At 65.0% G+C, this 21,671-nt stretch carries 22 protein-coding genes; 12 read left to right on the top strand and 10 right to left on the bottom strand.

The features are described from left to right. From H8B03_RS10580 to H8B03_RS10560, 5 genes are all read left to right on the top strand, one after another. Positions 1–1,215: a sugar ABC transporter substrate-binding protein gene (locus H8B03_RS10580; protein WP_193141715.1), complete on the top strand. Its 1,215-nt coding sequence runs from the start codon at positions 1–3 to the stop codon at positions 1,213–1,215. A 69-nt stretch (positions 1,216–1,284) separates the two neighbouring features. Then, positions 1,285–2,211 carry a carbohydrate ABC transporter permease gene (locus H8B03_RS10575; protein WP_193141714.1) on the top strand — a complete coding sequence of 309 codons (927 nt, stop codon included), beginning with the start codon at positions 1,285–1,287 and terminating at the stop codon, positions 2,209–2,211. Continuing rightward, positions 2,211–3,044: a carbohydrate ABC transporter permease gene (locus H8B03_RS10570; RefSeq protein ID WP_193141713.1), complete on the top strand. Its 834-nt coding sequence runs from the start codon at positions 2,211–2,213 to the stop codon at positions 3,042–3,044. Before H8B03_RS10575 ends, H8B03_RS10570 begins: the two co-directional genes overlap by 1 nt. A 14-nt stretch (positions 3,045–3,058) precedes the next feature. Further along, complete coding sequence (locus H8B03_RS10565) at positions 3,059–3,946, top strand: sugar phosphate isomerase/epimerase (protein ID WP_193141712.1); 888 nt, start codon at positions 3,059–3,061, stop codon at positions 3,944–3,946. Continuing rightward, the gene (locus H8B03_RS10560; RefSeq protein WP_193141711.1) at positions 3,943–4,938 is read left to right on the top strand and encodes a Gfo/Idh/MocA family protein; all 996 of its coding nucleotides are present in this window, start codon (positions 3,943–3,945) and stop codon (positions 4,936–4,938) included. Before H8B03_RS10565 ends, H8B03_RS10560 begins: the two co-directional genes overlap by 4 nt. A gap of 43 nt (positions 4,939–4,981) precedes the next feature. Here the strand turns inward: H8B03_RS10560 and H8B03_RS10555 are convergent, their stop codons facing one another. Next, positions 4,982–5,929: a radical SAM protein gene (locus H8B03_RS10555; RefSeq protein WP_193141710.1), complete on the bottom strand. Its 948-nt coding sequence runs from the start codon at positions 5,927–5,929 to the stop codon at positions 4,982–4,984. Between the two features lie 195 nt (positions 5,930–6,124). Between H8B03_RS10555 and zwf the strand changes: the two genes are divergently transcribed. The 3 genes from zwf to pgi are packed head-to-tail and all read left to right on the top strand — an operon-like array spanning position 6,125 to position 9,861. Beyond that, entirely contained in the window at positions 6,125–7,579 is a 1,455-nt protein-coding gene (gene zwf, locus H8B03_RS10550) for a glucose-6-phosphate dehydrogenase (RefSeq protein WP_193141709.1), read from the top strand. Then, complete coding sequence (gene pgl / locus H8B03_RS10545; RefSeq protein ID WP_193141708.1) at positions 7,576–8,250, top strand: 6-phosphogluconolactonase; 675 nt, start codon at positions 7,576–7,578, stop codon at positions 8,248–8,250. Before zwf ends, pgl begins: the two co-directional genes overlap by 4 nt. Before the next feature lie 6 nt (positions 8,251–8,256). Then, positions 8,257–9,861, top strand: coding sequence for a glucose-6-phosphate isomerase (pgi, locus tag H8B03_RS10540; RefSeq protein WP_193141707.1), 1,605 nt, complete (start codon positions 8,257–8,259; stop codon positions 9,859–9,861). Positions 9,862–9,864: 3 nt separating this feature from the next. On the opposite strand, the gene H8B03_RS10535 is transcribed toward pgi, so the two are convergent. Together H8B03_RS10535 and H8B03_RS10530 are read right to left on the bottom strand one after the other, a co-directional pair. Continuing rightward, a complete protein-coding gene (locus H8B03_RS10535; RefSeq protein ID WP_319022467.1) occupies positions 9,865–10,416 on the bottom strand; it encodes a GNAT family N-acetyltransferase in 552 nt (183 codons plus the stop codon). Then, positions 10,406–10,849: a cupin domain-containing protein gene (locus H8B03_RS10530; protein ID WP_193141908.1), complete on the bottom strand. Its 444-nt coding sequence runs from the start codon at positions 10,847–10,849 to the stop codon at positions 10,406–10,408. Before H8B03_RS10530 ends, H8B03_RS10535 begins: the two co-directional genes overlap by 11 nt. Before the next feature lie 200 nt (positions 10,850–11,049). On the opposite strand from H8B03_RS10530, the gene H8B03_RS10525 reads away from it, so the two are divergent. Further along, complete coding sequence (locus tag H8B03_RS10525; RefSeq protein WP_193141706.1) at positions 11,050–11,481, top strand: PRC-barrel domain-containing protein; 432 nt, start codon at positions 11,050–11,052, stop codon at positions 11,479–11,481. A gap of 94 nt (positions 11,482–11,575) precedes the next feature. Here the strand turns inward: H8B03_RS10525 and eno are convergent, their stop codons facing one another. The 7 genes from eno to mazG all read right to left on the bottom strand — a co-directional run bounded on the left by eno (position 11,576) and on the right by mazG (position 19,104). Continuing rightward, positions 11,576–12,850, bottom strand: coding sequence for a phosphopyruvate hydratase (eno, locus tag H8B03_RS10520; protein WP_193141705.1), 1,275 nt, complete (start codon positions 12,848–12,850; stop codon positions 11,576–11,578). A 97-nt stretch (positions 12,851–12,947) separates the two neighbouring features. Next, a complete protein-coding gene (locus H8B03_RS10515; RefSeq protein ID WP_193141704.1) occupies positions 12,948–13,841 on the bottom strand; it encodes a DMT family transporter in 894 nt (297 codons plus the stop codon). Between the two features lie 125 nt (positions 13,842–13,966). After that, positions 13,967–14,383: a Fur family transcriptional regulator gene (locus H8B03_RS10510; protein ID WP_193141703.1), complete on the bottom strand. Its 417-nt coding sequence runs from the start codon at positions 14,381–14,383 to the stop codon at positions 13,967–13,969. A gap of 111 nt (positions 14,384–14,494) precedes the next feature. Further along, positions 14,495–15,940 carry a YdiU family protein gene (locus tag H8B03_RS10505; protein WP_193141702.1) on the bottom strand — a complete coding sequence of 482 codons (1,446 nt, stop codon included), beginning with the start codon at positions 15,938–15,940 and terminating at the stop codon, positions 14,495–14,497. A 131-nt stretch (positions 15,941–16,071) separates the two neighbouring features. Further along, positions 16,072–17,031, bottom strand: a complete 960-nt coding sequence (locus H8B03_RS10500; RefSeq protein ID WP_193141701.1) for a nucleoside hydrolase — start codon at positions 17,029–17,031, stop codon at positions 16,072–16,074. A gap of 82 nt (positions 17,032–17,113) precedes the next feature. Further along, a complete protein-coding gene (locus H8B03_RS10495) occupies positions 17,114–18,127 on the bottom strand; it encodes a Fe(3+) ABC transporter substrate-binding protein (RefSeq protein WP_193141700.1) in 1,014 nt (337 codons plus the stop codon). Between the two features lie 152 nt (positions 18,128–18,279). Further along, complete coding sequence (gene mazG / locus H8B03_RS10490) at positions 18,280–19,104, bottom strand: nucleoside triphosphate pyrophosphohydrolase (protein ID WP_193141699.1); 825 nt, start codon at positions 19,102–19,104, stop codon at positions 18,280–18,282. A 145-nt stretch (positions 19,105–19,249) separates the two neighbouring features. On the opposite strand from mazG, the gene H8B03_RS10485 reads away from it, so the two are divergent. The 3 genes from H8B03_RS10485 to prmC are packed head-to-tail and all read left to right on the top strand — an operon-like array spanning position 19,250 to position 21,639. Next, positions 19,250–19,723: a DUF1499 domain-containing protein gene (locus H8B03_RS10485; protein WP_226925854.1), complete on the top strand. Its 474-nt coding sequence runs from the start codon at positions 19,250–19,252 to the stop codon at positions 19,721–19,723. A 33-nt stretch (positions 19,724–19,756) separates the two neighbouring features. Next, positions 19,757–20,812 (top strand): peptide chain release factor 1, encoded by a 1,056-nt coding sequence (prfA, locus tag H8B03_RS10480; RefSeq protein WP_193141698.1) that lies wholly within the window; start codon positions 19,757–19,759, stop codon positions 20,810–20,812. After that, positions 20,809–21,639: a peptide chain release factor N(5)-glutamine methyltransferase gene (prmC, locus tag H8B03_RS10475; RefSeq protein WP_193141697.1), complete on the top strand. Its 831-nt coding sequence runs from the start codon at positions 20,809–20,811 to the stop codon at positions 21,637–21,639. Before prfA ends, prmC begins: the two co-directional genes overlap by 4 nt. Positions 21,640–21,671: the final 32 nt, after the last annotated feature.

The following is a 21,671-nucleotide window of genomic DNA, read 5'->3' as shown; positions in this document are numbered from 1 at the left end:
ATGAAACTCGCGAAAACACTGGGGTTTGCCTCGGCACTGGCGCTGGTGGCCGGTCTGGCGCAGGCCGACAGCACGGTTCGGTTCTGGTATCACTTCGACAATGCCGACAACCCGATGGATGCGCTGATCGCAGCCTTTGAAGAGGCCAATCCCGGCATCAAGATCGAAGCCGACAACGTGCCATGGAACAGCTATTACGACCAGTTGTACACGGCGATCATCGGCGGCAACGCGCCCGATGCGGCCATGGTCAAGGCCTTCGCCCAGCCCCGACTGGTGGAAATGGGCGCGCTGGCTCCGATCGACGACGAACTGGCAAGCTGGGACGGGCGGGACCAGCTTCTGGACAACCTGCTGGAGCTGGCCAAGGGACCGGATGGCAAGCAGTACTACCTGCCGGTGCAATACGTGGTGCTGTACCTGTATTACCGCCCCGACATGTTCGAGGAACTGGGGCTGGCGGTGCCCACCACCTGCGAGGAATTCCGCGATGCGGCCAAGGCGCTGACCCGCGACACCGACGGCGATGGCCAGATCGATGTCTATGGCTTCGGGTTTCGCGGTGCCAAGGGCGGGCACGACCATTGGGCCAGCTTCACGTTGGGTCGCGAGGGCGTCAGCCTGACCGATGGGCTGACCTCCGAAGCGGGGGTGGCTGGCACGCAATTCGTAGCCGACCTGTTCCAGACCGACGAGGCCTTCCCGCCATCCGCGCCCAACGACGGCTTTCAGGAGATCATTGGTGGCTTCAAGGCCGGCAAGACGGCCATGACGATCCATCACATCGGCTCGGCCAACGGCATGGTCGAAGCCCTGGGCGACAAGGTGTCGGCCGCGCCGGTGCCGGAATGCGGCGGCGGACGCTGGACCGCCTTCGGGGACGAAAGCACCGCCGTCCTGGCCAACGCCGAAGACAAGGAGGCCGCCTGGAAATGGATCAGCTTCCTGTCCTCGGCAGGCAACAATTCCATGTTCAACGCGGCCACCGGGCAGCTTCCCGTGGTCAAGGCCGACAGCCAAAGCTGGTCGCTGCATCCGCAGCGCTTCGTGCAAGCCACCGTCGACAGTCTGCCGTTCGCGCAGATGTTGCCCAACAGCTCGGCTACGGCGGACTTCGTGAACACGGTCTGGCCGACCTCGATGCAACGGGTGCTGATCGGGGACATCACACCCGCCGAGATGAATGCCGAGATTGCCGAGCTTTTCGGCAAATAGGGTCCTCCCCTGGCCGGGGCGCCTGTCGCGCCCCGGCCGCTTGTCTTCCTTTCCCGAACGCCGCAGGTCATGACAGACGCATCCTTGCCCCCCGTCCAGAACGCCGATGTCCCGCCCGCGCGGGCCCTGTCGCGGCGGATCCTGCCCTATGCCATGCTGTCGCCTGCGGTGATCGTCACCCTTGCGATCGTGTTCTTTCCGATGGTGCAGACCGCCTGGATGAGCCTGCATGACTATGTCCTGTTCCGTCCCAATGACTTCGAATGGGTGGGCTTGGGCAACTTCAAGGCCGCCCTTCAGGACGAGGTGTTCTGGATTTCGCTGCGCCACACCATCATCTGGATGACCACCACCATCCCCGCGCAATTGCTGCTGGGACTGGTCACCGCGCTGTTGCTGAACCAGCCGTTCCCGTGGCGGCCCGTCGCGCGTGCGCTGATCATCATTCCCTGGGCGTTGCCCTCGGTGGTGATCGCGCTGATGTGGGTCTGGATCTATGACAGCAACTACGGCATCGCCAACGAGTTCCTACTGCGGCTGGGCCTGATCCAGCGCGCCATCCCGTGGCTGGCCGATCCCGATACCGCGCTGGCGGCGATCATCCTGACCCTGACCTGGCAGGGCTTTCCCTTCTTCGCGGTGATGATCCTGGCCGGGCTGCAATCCATCCCGCGCAGCTATTACGAGGCGGCGTCGATCGATGGCGCCAGCACCTGGAACCAGTTTCGCTACATCACCCTGCCGGGCATCTCGGGGGTGATGATGACCGCCGTGCTGCTGCGGATGATCTGGGTCGCCAACAGTTTCGACGTGATCTTCGTGATGACCGGCGGCGGGCCGGGCTATGCCACCTACACGCTGCCGCTCTATGCCTTCGTGAAGGCGCGCACCAATCTGGACTTCGGCTATGGCTCGGCCATCGCGGTGCTGTTCACCCTGCTGTTGATGGTGGTCGTGGTGTTCTATCTGAAGCGGACCGGAAAGGCGGTGTCCTGATGGCGCTGCACAAACCGTCGCTGGGCAAGCGCCTGCTGACCGTCGATCTGCCGATGCTGGCGATCCTGACCTTTACGCTGGGCCCGTACCTGTGGATGTTCCTGACCTCGATCAGCCGCGAAAGCACCCTGTTCACAGAAGGCCCGTCGATCTGGAATGCCACCATCGAGAATTACACCCGCCTGTTCAATACGGTCGGCTTCGGTGACAACCTGCTGGACAGCCTGATCGTGGCCAGCGGCACCGTTCTGGTTGGCCTGTCGCTGAGCGTCACCGCCGCCTATGCGTTCTCGCGCTTCAACTTTCCGGGCAAGCGGCTGCTGATGCTGCAATTCCTGCTGATCAACATGTTTCCGCTGGTGTTGCTGATCTTGCCGCTGTTCGTGCTGATGCGGGTGCTGGGGCTGCTGGACACGCATCTGGCGCTGATCATCGCCAATTCCACCATCGCGATCCCGTTCTCGATCTGGATGATGGTCAGCTACATGAACGGCATCCCGCGATCGCTGGACGAAGCCGCGATGACCGACGGCTGTACCCGGATGCAGGCGCTGGTGCGGGTGGTGCTGCCGCTGTGTCTGCCGGGGATCATCGCCACCGGCATCTACATCTTCATCACCTCGTGGAACGAATACCTTTATGCGCTCACGCTGGGCGGGCGCAACGTGCGCACCATCACCGTCGCGGTGCAGACGCTGATCGGCGAATACGAAGTGCAATGGGGCTTGCTGACCGCAGGCGGCATCGTCGGGGCCATGCCCGCCACGGTGCTGTTCCTGCTGGTACAGAAGCGCCTGATCTCGGGGCTGACGCAGGGCGCGGTCAAGGGCTAGGAAAGGACAAGGCTTTGGACAATCCCATCGGCATCATCTCCATGCAGTTCACGCGTCCGTTCACCGGCCGCGACCTGCACTATTTCAAGACGGCCGCCGGGCTTGGCTTCGACTTCATCGAACTGCTGGTGCCCGAGCCGGAGGATGCGTTGCCTCTGGCCGATGTGAAGGCCGCCGCAGCCGAGGCGGGCGTGTTTCTTGTACTGGCCGCACGGGTGACGCCGCAACGTTCCATCGCTTCCGACGATCCGGCGCAGCGGCAGGGCGGGCTGGACTACCTGAAGCACTGTGTCGAGGTGGCGGCGGAACTGGGCGTGTCCATCGTCGGCGGGCCGCTGTATGGCGAACCGATGGTCTTTGCCGGTCGACCCCCGGTGCCGCGCACAGATGCCGAGATTGCGGCCCGTGCTGCCCACACGGTCGAAGGGCTGGCGCAGGTGGCGCCGATTGCCCGCGCCGCCGGGATCACCTTCGCGGTCGAGGCGCTGAACCGGTTCGAGACCGACATCCTGTCCACCACCCGGCAAGCCGTCGAGGTGGTGCAGGCCGTCAACGATCCGGGGCTGGGCGTGCTGCTGGACACCTTTCACATGAACATCGAGGATCGCTCGATCCCCGACGCCATCCGGCTGGCCGGGGGTCACATCGTGCATTTTCAGGCCAACGAGAACCATCGCGGCCATCCCGGCACCGGCCACATGGACTGGCCGGCCATCATGCGGGCGCTGCACCAGGTGGGCTATTCCGGGCCGATCTCGCTGGAGCCGTTCCGCCGTGCCGATGACCGCGTCGCCCTGCCCATCGCCCATTGGCGCGCCCCGCGCGAGGATGAAAGCGCCAAGCTGCGCGCCGGGCTGGGGGTGATCCGACATGCGCTCACACTGGCAGGGGTGGACCAATGATCAATATCGGCTGGATCGGGTGCGGCCGTCACGCACGGCAGATGCTGCTGCCGCAACTGGGGCGCAACGACATTCGCATCGCCGCCCTTTGTGATCGCGACGCGGCGGCGCTGCGCCGCACGGCCCTGGAATACGGGGTCACCGCCTGTCACAGCGGTTATCGCGACCTGATCGCCACGCCCGGTCTGGATGCCATCGGCATGGCGGTCGGCCCCGACCTGCATCAGGCCGCGGCCATCGCCGCGCTGGAGGCCGGGCTGCCGGTGTTCATGGAAAAGCCGCCCGCCGCCACCGCCCAGGGCGCGCGCGCTGTGGCCCGTGCCGCCGAAGCGGCCGGAAAACCGGTGATCGTGGGGTTCATGAAACGCTATTCCACCGGAAACCGCATCGCCCGTAACGTCTTGCAAGGCGGTGAATTCGGCGCGATTCTGGGCCTTGGCGGCACCTATATGACCGCGCCCACCTATTTCGAGGGCGCGCCGGATTACACCGGCTTCTATCTGCATCACTGCGTGCACTACATGGATCTGATCCCGTGGTTCATAGGCGAAGACTTTGGCGACATGCAGGTGCGCAGCGTTTCTCCCCAGCCCGGAAAACTGCTGCTGCACCTCAACTTCACCACCGGCGCCGGGGTGATCGGCAATGTGGTGATGGGCACGGTCCAGTCGCGCGGCACCCCGATGGAGGAATTGCGGATCATCGGCGATCACGCCCGCCTGCACGTGGACAATATCATCAATGTCGCCCTCTACCGCGATCCGCCCTTCAAGGCCGAAGATCCCGGTGCCACCCTGAACCCGGCCTGCGATACCCTGTCATGGACGCCGAATTTCACGGCCGCGGCGAACGAGGATCACAAGGGTTATGCCGCGTTGCTGCGCGATGCGGCGGCGGTCCTGCGCGGCGAGGCGCGCGATGTGCCGGAGATTGCCGATGGCGTGCGTGCGATGGAGCGTCTGGAACGCATGGTGGCCCAGATCGACGCCTGAGGCATTTTGGCTGGCCGGTCCTGTGGCCGTGTCGGCTGCGGGATCAGGCCGAGCAGCTGGCGCCGCCCAGCACGCAGAATTTCGCGCAATGGGGGTGGTTCAATTGCACCGGCTGTTCGGCCTCTTCCAGCGTGCGGCCCAATTCAAACTCTGGATCATAGGCCAGCAGCGTGCAGGCCAGCACCGTGGCATGATCCGACCCCTTGCGGCGCACCACCATCCGGCTTGAGGCGCACATCACGTCGTCGGGGCTTTTGCCAAGGATGTCCCAGCAGTCGGTCGTGATCTCGGGCACATCGACGCTGGCGTCCATCTCGGGAAACAGGATCAGGCGTCCGGGGTCAGTGGCGTCGATGTCGAAACCATGGGCATCGAACAGCCGGGCAAAGCCGTCCCGTGCTTCGGCTTCGGCCTCGCCCCACATGGTGCGCCCGGCCACATCCATCGCGATGCCTTGCTCGCGCAGCCAGATCATGCCCTCAAGGGTCTTGTCGAAACTGCCCGTGCCGCGTTCCTCGTCGTGGTGCGCGGGCGACCAGTGGTCAAGCGAGATGCGCAGGGTCAGCTTGTTGCCAAACGTCTCTTGCAGCCGTGTCAGACCGGCCCGGACCGTCGGGCGCATCATCGGGCGCATGGCATTGGTCAGGATCAGTACGGAAAAGCCGCGACCAAGGGCATCCTCGGCCATGGCGATCATCTGCGGGTTCATGAACGGCTCACCGCCGGTAAAGCCGATCTCGCGCACCGGCCAGCCGCGCGTGGCGATCTGGTCAAGGTATTCCGCGACCTCTTCGGCGGTCAGATAGACCAGTTGATCATTGGTGGGAGAGCTGTCGATGTAGCAGTTCACGCATTCGATGTTGCACAGGGTGCCGGTGTTGAACCACAGCGTCTGCGGATCGCGCAGCGCCACCGAAGCGCGCGTTTCGCCTTTCGCCGTGACGAACGGATCGGAGAACTTACCCGGTACCTGCGCTGCAACGTCTTTCATCCACTCGCCCCACGACTTTTTCGAATGACCGTTGTATTGCTGTGTCAGTCATATGGGAAGCATTGCAGCGATAGAGTGACACGCTTGTGATAATCTCAGGTTCTGCTAGTAACCGCTGGAATGGAAATGTTTGCGCTATCAGGGCGCGGATGCTCTGCTGCCCGACAAGGGCTTTCCAGGGAGGGAAAGGGTACCATGGTTTCTCGCACGATACCGGTCGACAGCTTCGACCTGGTGATTTTCGGCGCCACAGGCGATCTGGCGCGCCGCAAGATCCTGCCAGGTCTGTTTCGCCGCTTTGCCTCGGGACAGATGCCCGAGGATGCCAAGCTGATCGGGGCCGCGCGATCCCAAATGGATGTGACCGCCTATCGACAAGTGGTGCGCGAAGCCCTGTTGGAGTTCGCCGATCTGGAATCCAAGCCCGATGATGTGATCGAAGGCTTCCTGCGGCACCTGGAATTCGTCACCGTCGATGCCACCGGCGATGACGGCTGGGCGGAATTGCGCGGGCTGTTGCGCGACGGCGTGGTGCGGGCCTTCTATTTCTCGGTTGCACCGTCGCTGTTCGGGGATATCGCGGAACGGCTGAAAACCAAGGGCCTTGCCGATGAGGACAGCCGTATCGTGGTGGAAAAGCCCTTTGGCCGCGATCTGAAGTCTGCCAAGGCGCTGAACGCCGCGCTGGCGACCTATTTCGACGAAGGTCAGATTTACCGGATCGACCATTATCTCGGTAAGGAAACGGTGCAGAACCTGATGGCCGTGCGCTTTGCCAACATCCTGTTCGAACCGCTGTGGAACGCCCAGTTTATCGACCACGTTCAGATCACTGTGGCCGAAACCGTCGGTGTTGGCGGGCGGGGCAGCTATTATGACAAATCCGGGGCCATGCGCGACATGGTCCAGAACCACCTGATGCAGCTTTTGTGCCTGATCGCGATGGAGCCGCCGTCGCGGTTTGAGCCCGACGCGGTCCGCGACGAGAAGCTGAAGGTGATCCGGGCGCTGGACCCGGTGCCGCCTACGGACGTGGTGCGCGGCCAGTATCGCGCCGGCAAGGATCTGACCGGTTATCTGGAAGACGTGGAGGATCCCGACAGCATCACCGAAAGCTTCGTGGCGATGAAGGTGCAGATCTCGAACTGGCGCTGGCAAGGCACGCCGTTCTACATGCGCACCGGCAAACGCCTGCGCAACCGCACCTCGGAAATCGTCATCCGGTTCAAGGAAACCCCGCATTCGATCTTCGGGCCGAACAGCGGCAGTGCGGCAAACGAGATGTCGATCCGCCTGCAGCCCAACGAAGGCATCGACCTGCGCCTGACCATCAAGGAACCGGGGCCGGGCGGCATGCGCCTGGTGGATGTGCCCCTCGACATGACGTTCTCTGAAATCCTGGGCGTCAAGCTGAAGGACATCCCGGACGCCTACGAACGGCTGATCATGGATGTGATCCGGGGCAACCAGACCCTGTTCATGCGCGGCGACGAGGTCGAGGCGGCCTGGGCCTGGTCCGATCCGATCATCGAAGCCTGGGAAAACGGGGATCAGCAGCCCGACGGTTATGATTCCGGCAGCGCCGGTCCCGAAAGCGCGCTGGAACTGATCCACCGTGACGGGCGCAGATGGAGGGAGCTGAGGGGATGAACCTGGAAGACTATCCCGATCGGGAATTTCTGATGATCGAGCTGGCCCACAAGCTGGCCGGCGATCTGAATACCGCGCTGATGACCCATGACACCGTGACCTTCGCGGTGCCCGGCGGCACCACGCCGGGTCCGGCCTTCGACGCGCTCAGTGCGGCGGACCTGGACTGGAGCCGCGTGCAGGTGTTGCTGACCGACGAACGCTGGGTGCCGGAAACCTCGGACCGCTCCAACGCCCGGCTGATCCGCGAACGGCTGTTGCAGGACAAGGCGGCAAAGGCCCGGTTCATCGGCTATTACGACGGCAGCGACCTGTCCGACGCCGGTGTTGCCAAGGCGGCGGATCGCATCGCGCCGCTGCTGCCCATTTCGGTGCTGTTGCTGGGGATGGGCGCAGACATGCACACCGCTTCGCTGTTTCCCGGCTCGGACCAGCTTGCCGCGGCCCTGGACGATGACGCGCCTGCGCTGATGGCGGTGACCGCCCCCGGTGCGCCCGAGCCACGCGTTACCCTGACCGCACCGGCGCTGAAATCGGCACTGGCGGTTCATGTGCTGATTACCGGGCGCGACAAACGCGACGCGCTGGAAAAGGCCGTGGCGCTTGATGATCCGATGCAGGCACCGGTATCTGTCATTCTTGGGGCCGCTTCGGTCCATTGGGCGGAGTAACAAGTCATGTCGTATAACTGGAACGCACTGGCACAGCATCGTGCCGCAACCGAATCCCGGCCGATCCTGTCGCTGTTTGACGGCAATGGCCGGGCAGCGGAGTATTCCGTCCGCCTGGGCAATCTTCTGTTCGACTATTCCAAGACCAACATCGACGCCACCGCGCGCGGCCTGCTGCTGGACCTGGCACAAGAGGCCGAGATCGAGGCCCGCCGCGATGCCATGTTCGCCGGCGCAAAGATCAACGAGACCGAGGGCCGCGCGGTGTTGCACACGGCGCTGCGCAATCTCGATGGCGCCCTGATGGTCGATGGCGCCGATATCATGCCGGAAATTCGCACCACGCTGGCGCGGATGGACGCCTTTGCCGAGGATGTGCGCAACGGCGTGATGCTGGGGCAGGGCGGGCCGATCACCGATGTGGTCAACATCGGTATCGGCGGCTCGGATCTGGGACCGGCCATGGCGGCCATCGCGCTCAGCCCCTATTCTGACGGTCCGCGGCTGCACTTCGTGTCGAACGTGGATGGCGCCCAGATTACCGAAACGCTGGCCGGGCTGAACCCCGCCACCACGCTGGTGATCGTCGCCTCCAAGACCTTCACCACCATCGAGACCATGACCAACGCCGAAACCGCGCGCCGCTGGATGGCCGAAACCGTCAGCGACCCGGCGGCACAGTTCTGCGCGGTCTCCACCTCGGCCGAGCGTACCGCCGCTTTCGGCATCCCGCCCGAGCGGGTATTCGGTTTCGCCGATTGGGTCGGCGGGCGCTATTCCATGTGGGGGCCGGTGGGGCTGGCCCTGATGCTGGGCATCGGCCCGTCGAACTTCCGCCGCTTTCTGGCCGGCGGGGCGGCGATGGACACCCATTTCCGCGAAGCACCTTTGAACGCCAACATGCCGGTGCTGCTGGCGCTGGTGGGGCTGTGGCACCACCAGGTCTGCGGTCACGGCAGCCGCGCCGTGCTGCCCTACGATCAGCGCCTGTCGCGCCTGCCGGCCTATCTTCAGCAGCTTGAGATGGAGAGCAACGGCAAGCGGGTCAGCATGGACGGGCAGGACCTGACGCGGGTCTCCGGCCCCGTCGTCTGGGGCGAACCCGGCACCAACGGCCAGCACGCCTTCTATCAGTTGATCCACCAGGGCACCGCCGTTGTGCCTTGCGAGTTCATCCTGGGCGCCAAGGGGCATGAGCCCGATCTGGCGCATCACCAGACCCTGCTGGTGGCCAACTGCCTGGCCCAGTCCGAAGCCCTGCTGCGCGGCCGGACGCTGGAGGAAGCACGCGCCATGATGGCCGCCGCCGGTCTGCAAGGGGCCGAGCTTGACCGCCAGGCCCGGCACCGGGTGTTCCCGGGCAACCGGCCCTCGACAACGCTGATCTACCCGCAACTCACCCCCGAGGTGCTGGGCCAGATCATCGCGCTCTATGAACACCGGGTGTATGTCGAAGGGGTGATCCTGGGGATCAACAGCTTCGATCAATGGGGTGTGGAACTGGGCAAGGAACTGGCCAACGCCCTGCAACCGGTGCTGGAAGGCCATGCCACCACCGAAGGCAAGGACGGCTCCACCACCCAGCTTGTAGAGTATGTGCGCGGGGCCTGAGGCTCAGTCCAACGACTTGCGCATGATGGGCCGCGTCCGAGACCGGCGCGCGATTTCGGTAAAGCCGGCGCTGCGATAGGCGCCGGCGAACCCCGTCCAGCCATAGACCGGCGGGTATTTGTCTTTCCCGTCGATGGGATAGCCCTCGATCGCCGGGGCACCGCGTTCAGACGCGAAGGCGCAGGCGGCCTGCAGCAGGTGTACGGACAGCCCCTGCCGCCGATAGGGCGGCATGACCAGAAAACACGACACGCTCCACACCGGCAGATCGTCCACCGGCTGCAGGATCCGCGAGGCCTTGAGCCCGGGAAACTCCGTCCGGGGGGCGACCGAAATCCAGCCCACCGGCGTTGCTCCGTCCATGGCCAGCAGACCCGGCACCGCGCCGCTGTCGAAGAGGGCGCGCATGGCGTCGCGGTTGCCGTCGCCCTTGTCGGCGTCATGGACTTTCTTCGGCACCCGCCACAATCGGCACCAGCAGCCGCCGCAACCGCCCTTGGGGCCCATCACGGTCTGGAACCCGGACCAGTCGGCAGGGGTGATCTCAAACGTCACTTGCGGCCCCGCGCGGAATGTCGAAGCCCGCAGGTGCCAGTTCGAATCCGGCGAAATCGAACCCCGGCGAAACGGTGCATCCCACCAGCGTCCAACCGCCTTGGCTTTCCGCCGCCTGCCACCAGTGCGGCGGCACGATCCCCTGCGGCCTGTGCCCGGCGCCCAGATCGGGGCCCAGGGTCTGCGCGGTCGCCGGGCCAGCCTCGGATTCCGCCAGGTGCAGGGTCAGCGGCGCGCCCGCGTAGTGGTGCCAGATCTCTGTTGCATCCACCCGGTGCCAATGGCTGCGCTCGCTCGCTTTCAGAAGAAAATAGATCGCCGTTCCGGTCGGCCTCTGACCCGGCCCGCTGGCCGCACGCCAGGTTTCGGCATACCAACCGCCTTCGGGATGCGGCGACAGGTTCAACGCGGCGATGATCTGGTCGGCGGTCATCTGATCCATGCGATATTTTCCCTAGCTGGCCGGACACATCACGGCGTTGCCGCCCGGTCCCGTGCCCCCGATATCTTGGCCAAGCCTGACCCTTGGTCAACAGTATCCCCTGCGGCCCCTTGAAAACAAAAAAGAATTTTTTCGGAACCTTTTGCCGGTGTCTTCCGTTGTCAGCCTGTACAAAGCGAAAGGAGTACACGATGAAAAAGTTTACCGTTTCCGCCCTGGCCCTTGCTGCTTTTGCCCTGCCGGTCGTTGCCGACACCAAATCGACCATGGAAATCGACCCGTCGACGATGATCGTCGCCGATGACATCACCGGCGGCAATATCTACACCGACCTGTCGGATGTGCCGTGGAAGGACGATGGCCCCATCGACGCTGCGGTCCAAAGCTGGAAGGCCATTGGCGAGATCGAGGATATCGTTCTGAACTCCAGCGGCCAGATGGTCGGCATCGTCGCAGATGTGGGCGGCTTCCTGGGCATCGGCGACAAGCATGTGCTGCTGCCGATGGAAAATGTGCGCATCGTTCCGCTGGTGGATGGCGATGACGACTATGCGCTGGTCACACGCCACACCGAAGAGTCGCTGATGGGTCTGCCCGAGGTTGAAAAGGGCTGGTTCGAATAACCGCCCGTCCCGCTGCCTGTCTGCCAACCTGCCTTTCCCACACATGCAAAAGGGGGCCATTGCGGCCCCCTTCGTGGTGCCATGTCGGCAAGGATTACTTCAGGATCGACCGCCCGGCATATTCGGCGGTTTCGCCCAGCATCTCTTCGATGCGGATCAACTGGTTGTATTTGGCCAGCCGGTCCGAGCGCGACAGCGAGCCGGTCTTGATCTGGCCGCAATTAGTGGCAACCGCCAGATCGGCGATGGTCGCGTCCTCGGTCTCGCCCGAACGGTGCGACATCACGTTTGTATAGCGCGCGCGATGCGCCATATCGACGGCCTTGAGGGTCTCGGTCAGCGAGCCGATCTGGTTGACCTTCACCAGCATCGAGTTCGCCACGCCCTGCTTGATGCCATCCGCCAAACGCACCGGGTTGGTCACGAACAGGTCGTCGCCCACCAGTTGCACCTTGTCTCCGATGGCGTCGGTCAGGGCCTTCCAGCCGTCCCAGTCATCCTCGGCCATGCCGTCCTCGATCGAGATGATCGGGTAGTTGGCGCAAAGATCGGCCAGATAGGCGACGTTTTCAGCCGAGCTGAGAACCTTGCCCTCGCCCTTCATGTCGTATTTGCCGTCGCGGTAGTATTCGGTCGAGGCGCAGTCGAGCGCGAGATAGATGTCTTCGGCGGGCTTGTAGCCGGCCTTCTCGATCGACCGCAGGATGAAGTCCAGCGCCTCGTTGGTCGACGACAGCCCCGGTGCGAAGCCGCCCTCATCGCCGATGCCGGTGTTATAGCCCGCGCCCGACAGTTCCTTCTTCAGGGTGTGGAACACTTCCGACCCCATGCGCACCGCGTCGCGGATGTTGGTCGCGCTGACCGGCATGATCATGAATTCCTGGATGTCGATCGGGTTGTCGGCATGCTCGCCGCCGTTGATGATGTTCATCATCGGCACCGGCAGGACCCGGGCCGAGGTGCCGCCGACATAGCGATACAGCGGCTGGCCGGTGTAATCCGCCGCAGCCTTGGCAGCGGCCAGCGACACGCCGAGGATGGCATTTGCGCCCAATCGGCCCTTGTTGGGGGTGCCGTCCAGTTCGATCATGGTGCCGTCGATGGCGACCTGCTCGGTCGCATCCATGCCCACCAGGCTTTCGGCAATCTCGCCATTGACGGCGGCGGCGGCGTCCAGCACGCCCTTGCCGGAATAGCGGGACTTGTCGCCGTCGCGCTTTTCCACGGCCTCATGGGCGCCGGTCGAGGCCCCCGAGGGCACGGCGGCGCGGCCCAGGGTGCCGTCCTCCAGGATCACGTCCACTTCCACGGTCGGGTTGCCCCGGCTGTCCAGGATTTCGCGGCCGACGATGTCGATGATGATGCTCATGAAGACGGTTCCTTCGCTGTGCGCAAGTTGATCTGCGCGTTGTTTACCCTGCTGCCCCTGCCGGGGGAAGCGTCAGTTGTGGGGCATGTTAGCGCAATCAAGGCGTCCGCCCAGCCAACGCCCGCTGCGCGGCCCGGCGGCGCATCTGTTCCCGCATCAAGGTGTACAGCCCCGACCCGATGATCACGGCCGATCCGATCAGCGTCCACAGGTCAGGCCGTTCGCCGAAAACCAGCATCCCGATGATGACCGCGAAGATCAGGCGGGAATAGCGAAACGGGGTCACAACCGCCACATCGCCCACCCGCATCGCCAGCGTGATGGCGTAATACGCCGCGACACCGCAGCCCAGGGCGCCGCCCAGCATCAGCCAGTGATCCGGCGCAGGCCAGCGCGGCGCGCCTGACACCGGGATCAGCACCAGACCGGCCACACCGGCGGCGACAAAGCCCCAGCAGGACAACACCGGCGAGGACAGATGCGCCGGGGCCGCGCGCGTGGCCAGATCCCGCGCCGCAAGGCAGAAGACCGCGCCAACGGCCAGCAACGACGCCGGATCGAACCCGGCCAGACCGGGGCGGACCACCATCAGCACCCCGGCGAATCCCACAAGGATTGCCGACCAGCGCCGCCAGCCGACCTCGGCCCCCATGAACAGCGCCGCGCCCAGCGTCACCGCCAGCGGCGTGGCCTGCAGGATGGCCGAGGCCGTGGCCAGCGGGATCAGCACGATGGCATTTACGAACATCACGGTGCCGATCATCTCGCCAAGGTTGCGCAGGATCATCAGGGGGTTCTTGATTTCCGGCGGCAGAAGACGCTCGCCGCGCAGTTTGGCCCAGATGCCGAAGATCAGGGCGCCCGCGAATCCCAGCAGGATCAGGATCTGGCTGACCGGCAGCCCGTCCGCCACCGATTTGACGAACATGTCTTCCAGCGCGAAGCCCGCCATCGAGGCGACCATCAGCACGATGCCGCGGATGTTTTCCATTGCCGTCACATGTTGTTAGGAGCGGCGCCATCGCGACCCTTGCCGCGCGCGCCGAATGCCTGTCCGACATCGCCGAAAGGCGACGGCGCTGCAAGCCACCGGATCGGGGGACGGCGGCGGACCGCTCAGCCGGGGCGCTTTTTGGGCACGCCGTACAGTTCCAGCCGATGGCCCTTCAACTCGTAGCCCAGCTTGGCGGCAATGCGTTCCTGAAGCTCCTCGATCTCGGCATCGACGAATTCGATGACCTCGCCCGAGTTCATGTCGATCAGGTGATCGTGGTGATCGCGGTCGGCACTTTCATAGCGCGCCCGGCCATCGCCGAATTCATGCTTTTCGAGGATGCCGGCCTCCTCGAACAGTTTGACCGTGCGATAGACCGTGGCGATCGAAATGCGCGGATCCACCGCCGAGGCGCGGGTGTAGAGCTCTTCCACATCGGGGTGATCCGAGGTCCGCTCCAGAACCATGGCAATGGTCCGGCGCTGCTCGGTCATGCGCAGGCCCTTTTCTTCGCAGCGGGCTGTGATGGTGTCGGTCATCGCGTCGTCTCGTGGCTTCGATGGGCACTGACTTACGGGATTTGTGCCGCCGTCTCCACCTCTAAACCTGCGGCACCGGCGCTCAGGCGAAGACGTGCGCTGGACCCCCGCTCAGGTGCCGCAGAAGGTCTGGCGCACTTCCTCGTCCGGTTCGGGCGGGCGGGTGAAGCTTTCGGGTGCGGCGTCAAAGGGCCGGGTGACGGTTTCCAGCAGGGCGCGAAAGGGGGCGAGGTCGCCCTCGACGCCACTGGAGATCATCGCCTCGATCATATGGTTGCGCGGAATGACCTGCGGGTTGGCGGCACCCATCGCCGCGGTGTCGGCACCGCCCTGCTGCGCCAGCCGGGCGGTATGGCGCGCTTGCCACGGGGCCAGCGGGGCGGGGTCGGCAAAGGCCTGCTCGGCGGTGCCGGTGGCCAGACCGGCGAAGGTGTTGGTGAAATCGGCGCGCCCGGTTTCCATCGTGGACAGCAGGTCGTTGATCAGATGGCTGTCAGCCTCGGCCAGATCCCCGTCGTCGGGATCGGCGGTCAGCCCCAGCTTGGCACGGAACACCGCCAGCCATTCCTGCGCGAACACCTCCGGGAAGCGGTGCACGGCCTTTGTGGCGATCTCGACCGCGCGATCCTGATCCGGGTCGATCAGCGGCAGTAGGCAGGTGGCCAGCTGCGCGATGTTCCACACCGCGATGTCGGGCTGGCGGTTGTAGGCATAGCGGCCGAACTGGTCGATGGAACTGAAGACCTTGCCGGACTCGAACCGATCCATGAAGGCGCAGGGGCCATAGTCGATGGTCTCGCCCGAGATCGTCATGTTGTCGGTATTCATCACCCCGTGGATGAAGCCCACGCCCAGCCATTTCGCGATCAGCCGGGCCTGCGCGTCGATCACCGCGTTCAGCAGGTCCAGCGCGGTTTCGGCCTGCGGGTAGTGGCGGGTCCGCGCGTGGTCGGCCAACAGCCGCACGGCCTCCTCATCGCCACGAGCGGCGAAATACTGGAAGGTGCCGACGCGGATATGGCTGGCGGCCACGCGGGTCAGCACCGCGCCGGGCATTGCGCCGCCTTCGCGGAACACCCGGTCGCCGGTGGTGACGGCGGCCAGCGCGCGGGTGCTGGGGATGCCCATGGCGTGCATCGTTTCCGAGACCACGTATTCGCGCAGCACCGGGCCAAGCCAGGCGCGGCCATCGCCCATGCGCGAAAACGGCGTGCGGCCCGAACCCTTGAGCTGGATGTCGCGGCGGTTGCCGTTTCGGTCCAGAACCTCGCCCAGCAGCAGCGCCCGGCCATCGCCCAGTTGCGGCGACCAGCCGCCGAACTGGTGCCCGGCATAGGCCTGCGCCAGCGGAGCCGCACCCTCGGGCACGGCGTTGCCAGCGAGAACGGCGAGACCCGCCTCGCTGGCCAGGGCTTCGGCCTCGATCCCCAGATCCGCCGCAAGGGCGGCGTTGATCACGATCAGGCCGGGACGGGTCACCGGATCGGCGGGTTGCCGGACATAGAATCGGTCCGGCAGGCGGGCGTAGCTGTTGTCGAATGGGATCTGGAGCGTCATGGCGAGCCTCTAAGGGATACAGAAGATATAGGTTCTGCGGCCCCCGGATGCCATGCGCCTTTGGCAGGGGGCGGGACGCCTTCGGCGAGAGTATTTAGGCCAAGAAGAAGTTGGGCCCCGGAAATGTGCGCCTAGAGCCGCGCGATGCGGTCGATCAGCAGTTTGAAGAAGCCGTCGGCATCCACATCTCCGATGAACAGGGCGTTGGGCGCCCGGTCGGTGACGCCCCACCAGTCGGCGACGGTCATGCCACGGGTCAACGCGCTTTGGGTCTCGATCTCGACATTGATGAAGCGTCCTGAAAAGAGTTCGGGCCGGATCAGCCAGGCGATGACGCAAGGGTCGTGCAGGGGGGCACCGGGGCTGTCGTATTTCTCCATGTCGAAGCGTTCGAAGAAATCGGTCCATTCGGCCACGGCGCGGCCCACCGGGGTGCCCATGTTGCGGAAGGCCTCGACCCGCGGTTCGGTGGTCAGCGCCTTGTGGGTCACATCCAGCGGCATCACCGTGAGCGGCACGCCGGACGAAAAGACGATCTGCGCCGCTTCGGGATCGACGTAGATGTTGAATTCCGCCGCCGGGGTGATGTTGCCGACCTCGAAATAGGCGCCGCCCATCAGCACGATCCCGGCAATGCGGGGGGCGATGTCGGGCGCCTGTTGCAGCGCCATGGCGATGTTGGTGAGCGGGCCGAGGGGGCACAGGGTGACGCTGCCCGCGGGTTCGCGCCGCAGCGTGTCGACAATGAAATCCACCGCGGAGGTGTCCTGCAGCGGCATCACCGGATCGGGCAGGGCAGGGCCGTTCAGCCCGGTGTCGCCGTGGACATGTTCTGCCGTGCGCAGGAGGCGTTCGAGTGGTGCCTCGGCCCCGGCATAGATCTTCACGTCGCTGCGCCCGACCAGTTCGCAGATGATGCGGGCGTTCTTCGAGGTCAGTGCCAGCGGCACATTGCCGGCCACGGTGGTGATGCCAAGCAGATCGATCTCTTCCGGCGACGCCAGTGCCAGCAGGATGGCGACGGCATCGTCCTGTCCGGGATCGGTGTCGATGATGATCTTGCGCGGGGTGGGGGCGTTGTCTGTGCTCATGTGCGCAGTCTTGTCAGGTTGGGAGAAAAAGAAAAGCCCCGGCGGTGGGGACGCCGGGGCATATCGCGGGTCAGGTCCGCGATCAGCCGTCGAAATCGACGGTTTCGGTCAGGCGCAGGGCGGCCGGGCGCAGTTTGGCGAGATCCATGAGGTTCACGTCATCGGCGGTGAAGCTGCCCCACGAGGAGACCAACTCCGAGGACGGAACGCTCGGGTCGACAGGATATTCGTTGTTGATCTCGGAATAGAGTTCCTGGCCTGCGGTCGAGGACAGGAATTCCATCAGCTTGATGGCATTCTCGCGGTTGGGCGCGGATTTGGTCATTGCCATGCCCGAGACGTTCACATGGGTGCCGCCGTCCTCGAAGGTGGGGAAGACGATGCGCACGCTGTCGGCCCAGGCCTTCTGTTCGTCGTCCTTCAGCATCAGGCCCATGTAGTAGGTGTTGCCGATGGCGATGTCACATTCGCCGGCCCAGATTGCCTTGACCTGTGCGCGGTCATTGCCCTGGGGCTTGCGGGCCAGGTTGGATTTGACCCCTTCCAGCCATTCGGTGGCCCCGTCTTCGCCGTGATGCGCCAGCACCGCCGCCGTCAGTGCGACGTTATAGGCGTTGGTGCCCGAACGGGTGCAGATGCGGCCTTCCCATTTGTCCGAGGCCAGGTCTTCATAGGTGGTCACCTCGCCATCGGCGACACGGTCTTTCGAGGCATAGACGACCCGCGCGCGGCTGGTCAGGCCAAACCACTGGTTGCCGGGATCACGGAACAGCGCCGGGATCTGGGCCTCGAGCGTGGCGTTTTCGACCGGCTGGGTGACGCCTTCTTCCACCAGTTGCGACAGGCGCGAGATGTCGGTGGTCAGCACCAGGTCGGCGGGGGAGCGGTCGCCTTCGGATTTCAGACGCTCGACCAGACCCTTGCTGAGGAACACCGAATTGACGGAGATGCCGGTTTCCTCGGTGAAGGCGTCGAACAGCGGTTCCACCAGTTCGGGCTGGCGGTAGGAATACACGTTGACCTCATCCGCGAAGGCGGGAACTGCGGCAACGACCAGAAAGGCGGCGCTCAGGCCATGGTTCAGACGGGTCAGCATCAGGAAACTCCGGTTTTAGCTTGACTGTTTTTGTCGTGTTTGGCGGAGATAAATCGAAACTTGCGGGGCCGGTCAAGGCCCCGATCGGGATAACTGACAAAAAAAGTCGGAATGTCGCGCCGCGGATCTGTGCCGGGGCGATTGCCGGGCGCTCAGCCCTGGCGCGCGGCCTTTTCCGCGGCCTTGGTCGCGTTCCAGATGGCGTCCATTTCCTCCAGCGAGGAGTCCTCGGGGGCGCGGCCCTGCGCGGCCAGCGCGGCCTCGATGGCTTCGAATCGGCGGGTAAACTTGGCGTTGGCGGCGCGCAGGGCCGTTTCAGTGTCCACGCCCAGATGTCGGCCCAGGTTGATAACCACGAACAGCAGGTCGCCGAATTCCTCGGTAATCTCGGCGGCCCCCAGGGTGTCGCGGGCTTCGACCAACTCGCGGCTTTCCTCGGCCAGCTTGTCCAGAACCATGCTGGTGTCGGGCCAGTCGAAACCGACGCGGGCGGCACGGTTCTGCAGCTTTTGCGCCCGCATCGCCGCCGGCAGTCCCAGGGCCACATCGGCCAGCACACCGGCGCGTTGTCGGGACGCCCGTTCGCGCGCCTTCTGGGTTTCCCAGTCCAGCGTCTGTTGTTCCGCCGACTTGTCGCGGCTTTCATCGCCGAACACATGGGGGTGGCGGTCCACCATCTTGTCCGAGATGCCGTTGGCAATGGCGTCGAAATCGAAATGCCCGGCCTCGGTGCCGATCTCGGCGTGATAGACCACTTGCAACAGCAGATCGCCCAATTCGCCCTTCAACTCGCCCATGGCGCCGCGTTCGATGGCGTCGGCGACCTCATAGGCTTCCTCGATGGTATAGGGGGCGATGGTGTCGAAGGTCTGCTCGATGTCCCAGGGGCAGCCGCTGTCGGGGTCGCGCAGGCGGCGCATGATTTCCAGCAGGCGGGGCATGCCGCCCTTGGGGTCATGGATCAGGTCGTCGGTCATCGGGATCTCCACGGCAGGGGTTGCCGCAGATGGGCAGAGCCGGGCGGGCTTGTCCAGCCGGTTGCCCGATCCGCGCCGGAATGGGACGGGGTTGCGCAGGGCGGCGCAAGGCCTACCTGAATGTCAGGATCAGGAAAGCAGGCAGATGCGCGTGATGGTTTGGATTGCAATCGGATTGGCGATGCTGGTCGCCGCGGCGATGCTCTATGTCCGGCTGGCGCCGTCGGATCCGGCGGTCTGGCATGTGGACCCGCTGACGGTGACGCGTCCTCAGGACAAGGCACATGTTCTGTATCGTCCGGGCGATGGCGATCAGCCGGGTGTGGTGGTGGCCGCTGCACCGGATCAGGCGCTTGCAGCCCTGACCGAAGTGGCGTTGCAGACACCACGCGTGCGGGTTCTGGCCGAAAGCCCGGACCGCGTGACCTTTGTTGCCCGCTCGGCCCTCTGGGGGTTTCCCGACTATATTTCGGTGCGGGCGATACGTGAAGGCGAGGGCACGCGGCTTGTCCTATTCTCACGCCAGAGGTTCGGCCGCGATGATCTGGGGATCAACGCGGCGCGGGTCACCGCCTGGATGCAGGCCTTGCAGTCCCGGTCTCTGCCCAATCCCTCTTGACCCGATGGCTTGGGTCGGACAGATGCCACAGGCATGGTACCTGAAGACAAGCTAGAGCAGATCACGGCCCGGTTCGAATACCTCGAAGCCAGAATGGCCGACGGCACGGCGGGCGAGGATATCGCCGCGCTGGCCAAGGAATATTCCGACCTGCGCCCGGTGGTGACCCAGATCCACCGCTATCGCCAATTGCGCAAGGACATCGCCGAGGCGGAATCGATGCTGGACGATCCCGAGCTGAAGGAGCTGGCCGAGGACGAACTGCCCGAGCTGACCGCGCAATTGCCCGAGGTCGAACACGCGCTGCAACTGGCGCTGTTGCCCAAGGATGCCGCCGACGAACGCGCCGCCCTGATCGAGATCCGCCCTGGTACCGGCGGCGACGAGGCGGCGCTGTTCGCGGGCGATTTGCTGCGCATGTACCAGCGCTATGCCGAGGCGCGCGGCTGGCGCTTTGAAATCCTGGAAGAAACCGGCACCGAATTGGGCGGCATATCCAAGGTTGTCGCCCGCATCGACGGCGCCGGGGTGTTTGCCCGGATGAAGTTCGAAAGCGGCGTGCACCGGGTGCAGCGGGTGCCAACGACTGAATCCGGGGGGCGGGTGCATACATCGGCAGCGACCGTGGCGGTGCTGCCGGAAGCCGAGGATGTGGACATCCACATAGATCCCGGCGATTTGCGCATCGACACCATGCGCGCCAGCGGCGCCGGTGGCCAGCACGTGAACACCACCGATTCGGCGGTGCGGATCACCCATGTGCCCACCGGAATCGTCGTCACCAGTTCCGAGAAGTCGCAGCATCAGAACCGCGCCATCGCCATGCAGGTGCTGAAGACGCGTCTTTATGATGAAGAACGCCAGCGGCTGGCCGATGAACGCGCGGCGGATCGCAAGGGGCAGGTGGGGTCGGGCGACCGTTCGGAACGCATCCGCACCTATAATTTTCCGCAAGGGCGGGTCAGCGATCACCGCATCAACCTGACGCTTTACAAGCTGGATCAGGTGCTGGCCGGCGATCTGGATGACTTCATCGACGCGCTGATATCCGATGCGCAGGCCGCGCAACTGGCGGATATGCAGGCATGACCGGCGCCCAGGCGCTGCAGGCCGCTCTGCCGCGTCTGAAAGCGGCGGGGATAGTGGCCCCCATGGGCGATGCCCGCCGCCTTCTGGCCCATGCGATGCAGGTGCCGCCGGGCCGCCTGACCCTGCTGCTGCACGATCCGCTGCCCGAGACGGCGCAGACCCGATTCGAGGCCGCCATTGCCGCACGCGCGACCCGCCAGCCTGTGTCACAGATCACCGGCACCCGGGCTTTCTTCGGGCGCGATTTCCACGTCACCCCCGATGTGCTGGATCCGCGCCCCGAGACCGAGGCGCTGGTGCTGGCGGCCCTGGACCGGCCCGCCGCGCGCCTGTTGGATCTGGGCACCGGCAGCGGCTGTATCCTGTTGACCCTTCTGGCGGAATGGCCCAAGGCAACGGGGCTGGGCATTGACGCCTCCGAGGCCGCGCTGGCGGTGGCGGCGCGCAACGCGCGTGCATTGGGCGTGCGGGACCGCGCCGACCTGCGCAAGGGCGACTGGCTGACCGGCGTGGCCGGCCCCTTCGACCTGATCGTATCGAACCCGCCTTATATCACCGAAGCCGACCACGCGACCCTGTCGCCGGAAGTGCGCGATTGGGAACCGCGCGGTGCGCTGACGCCGGGCGGTGACGGGCTGGACGCCTATCGCCGCATCCTGCCGGGGGTGCCCGCGCTGCTGGCCGAGGGCGGGCGCGTCCTGCTTGAGATCGGGGTGGGGCAGGAAGACGACGTGGGCCGGATAGCCCGCGACGCCGGATTTGCCCGCGTGGCCTGCCTGCCGGACCTTGACGGCCGGGGCCGGGTCATGACCCTGTCGTGCGGTTGAGGCCGCCAAAGGGTTCACCTTGTGCCCAATTT

The organism is Meridianimarinicoccus sp. MJW13, assembly GCF_014901205.1.
In the GTDB taxonomy this organism is placed as follows: domain Bacteria; phylum Pseudomonadota; class Alphaproteobacteria; order Rhodobacterales; family Rhodobacteraceae; genus Meridianimarinicoccus.
The sequence above is the reverse complement of the archived record's forward strand: the minus strand, read 5'-3'. Positions and strand labels throughout refer to the sequence as shown.